Origin of the sequence: Nostocoides sp., from assembly GCF_035343835.1 — a bacterium.
In the GTDB taxonomy this organism is placed as follows: Bacteria; Actinomycetota; Actinomycetes; order Actinomycetales; family Dermatophilaceae; genus Nostocoides_A; species Nostocoides_A vanveenii.
Genome location: NZ_DAOQZV010000347.1, coordinates 1 through 2352 on the forward strand (window position 1 = coordinate 1; position 2352 = coordinate 2352).

A 2352-nucleotide genomic window follows, 5' to 3' on the forward strand; every position below is an offset into this window, starting at 1 on the left:
GGCCCGCGGCGGCATGCTGGCGCGGCTGACCCCCGAGCAGCGCAGCTGCCTGCAGGCCAAGGGGCTCACCCGCCCGGTCGGCCCGCTCACGCTGGAGCAGCGGCGGACGCTATGGGCCTCGGTCAAGACGGCGGCCGAGTCGTGCAATATCACGCTGCCGAAGCGGGCCGGCCGCTGGCTGGAGCTGACCGACACTCAGCTGTCCTGTATGCAGAAGGCCGGAATCACCCGTCCCCTCGGCCCGTTGACGCAGGCGCAGCGCACCGAGCTGCGGAGCGCCCTCAAGGCCGCGGCGACCTCCTGCGGGCTGCCCCTCCCGTAGCCTCCTCCTGTGGACAACCCGCAAAGACACACCTTTAGAAGCGTTCTAAAGGTGTGTCTTTGCACGTTATCCACAGGGAGTGGGGCGGGGGGCGACTGACCGGCCCCCTGCACCGGTCACTCAACGACTTAGACGCTGCAGGGGTCGACAAGGTTGTGTGAACGCCCGAACCAGTTGTTCACAGGGCCTTGATGATGTCCTCCACCCGGTCGCGGGCGTCACCGAAGAGCATCGCCGAGTTCTCCTTGAAGAACAGCGGGTTCTGCACCCCGGCATAGCCGGCGTTCATCGACCGTTTGAAGACGACGACATTCTTGGCCTCCCACACGTGGAGCACCGGCATGCCGGCGATCGGTGACCCGGGCTCGTCGATCGCCGCGGGGTTGACCGTGTCGTTGGCGCCGATGACGAGGACGACGTCGGTGGACGGGAAGTCCTCGTTGATCTCGTCCATCTCCAGGACGATGTCGTAAGGCACCTTCGCCTCGGCGAGGAGCACGTTCATGTGCCCCGGCAGGCGACCAGCAACCGGGTGTATGCCGAAGCGGACCTCGACGCCCTTGTCCCGCAGCTTGCGGGTGAGATCGGCGACCGCGTGCTGCGCCTGAGCCGTGGCCATGCCGTACCCGGGGGTGATGATGACCGAGGAGGCGTCGGTGAGCAGCTCGGCGGTCTCCACCGCGGAGATCTCCCGGTGCTCGCCATAGTCGGTGTCGCCCGAGGTGACCGCACCGTCGGAGCCGAAGCCACCGGCGATGACCGACACGAAGGAGCGGTTCATCGCCCGGCACATGATGTACGACAGGTACGCACCGGAGGAGCCGACGAGCGCGCCCGTCACGATGAGCAGGTCGTTGTTGAGCATGAAGCCGGAGGCAGCGGCGGCCCACCCGGAGTAGCTGTTGAGCATCGACACCACGACCGGCATATCGCCCCCGCCGATCGAGGCGACGAGGTGCCACCCGAAGGCCAGCGCGATCGCCGTCATCGCGGCGAGTATCCACAGCTGCGGGCTGAGGATGAAGGCGATGAGCAGCCCGAAGGACACGACGACGGCGAGCAGGTTGAGCCAGTGCCGCGCGGGCAGCATCAGCGGCTTGGAGGACATCCGCGCGCTGAGCTTGAGGAAGGCGACGATCGAGCCGGTGAAGGTCACCGCACCGATGAAGACGCCGAGGAAGACCTCACCGTTGTGTATGCCGGTCAGGCCCGCCCTCTGCATCAGGTCCTCATACATCGGGTTCCCGTGCACCTCGAGGTACGAGTTGTAGCCGACGAGGACCGCGGCCAGACCGACGAAGGAGTGCATCATCGCGATGAGCTCCGGCATACCGGTCATCTCGACGACACGGGCCCGCCAGATGCCGATCGCCGCACCGATGACCATGGCGAGGACGAGCATCCCCAGGCCCCACTCGCCGGCCTTCTTCGCGGCCTCGTCGAGCCCGCTGTGGTAGACGCCATTGATCGCGAGGATGATCGTCGCGACGAGGGCGATCGCCATACCGGCGATGCCGAAGAGGTTGCCGTGTTTGGCGCTCTCGTGCCGGGACAGCCCGGCCAGGGCCAGGATGAACAGGATGGCGGCGACGATATAGGCCGCGTACACCAGGCTCGTCGACATGGCTCAGGCCTTCCGGAACATGTTGAGCATCCGCTGGGTGACCGTGAAGCCACCGAAGACGTTGATGCTGGCGAGCAGGATCGCCACGAAGGCCACCCACTTGATCGCGGGATTGTCCGAGGGCACCTGGAGCAGCGCGCCGACGACGATGATCCCGGAGATCGCGTTCGTCACGGACATCAGCGGGGTGTGCAGCGCGTGATGGACGTTGCCGATGACGTAGTACCCGATGACCACCGCGAGGACGAAGACGGTGAAGTGCGGGAGGAAGGCCCCCGGGAGGATCGTCGAGAGGAGCAGGAAGGCTGCCGCGACGATGCCGATGACCCAGAACTTCCGGTTCGGGTTGACGACCTTCTCCGGCTTCGCGGCCACGGCAGCGGCGGCAGCCGCGCCGGCCCCGGCC

At 66.8% G+C, this 2352-nt stretch carries 3 protein-coding genes; 1 reads left to right on the forward strand and 2 read right to left on the reverse strand.

Features of this window, described 5'->3' with window-relative positions; translation table 11 throughout:
* A partial coding sequence (locus PKH97_RS15915; RefSeq protein ID WP_324388590.1) for a hypothetical protein occupies nucleotides 1–322 on the forward strand: 322 nt, incomplete at its 5' end.
* A 178-nt stretch (nucleotides 323–500) separates the two neighbouring features.
* Here PKH97_RS15915 and pntB read toward each other — a convergent pair.
* Both pntB and PKH97_RS15925 read right to left on the reverse strand, forming a co-directional pair.
* A complete protein-coding gene (gene pntB, locus PKH97_RS15920; RefSeq protein ID WP_324388591.1) occupies nucleotides 501–1946 on the reverse strand; it encodes a Re/Si-specific NAD(P)(+) transhydrogenase subunit beta in 1446 nt (481 codons plus the stop codon).
* A 3-nt stretch (nucleotides 1947–1949) separates the two neighbouring features.
* A partial coding sequence (locus tag PKH97_RS15925) for a proton-translocating transhydrogenase family protein (RefSeq protein ID WP_324388592.1) occupies nucleotides 1950–2352 on the reverse strand: 403 nt, incomplete at its 5' end.

What these genes read in the sequence shown, in the direction of transcription:
- pntB (WP_324388591.1), bottom strand. Translation starts at nt 1,946, where the DNA reads ATGTCGACGAGCCTGGTGTACGCGGCCTATATCGTCGCCGCCATCCTG.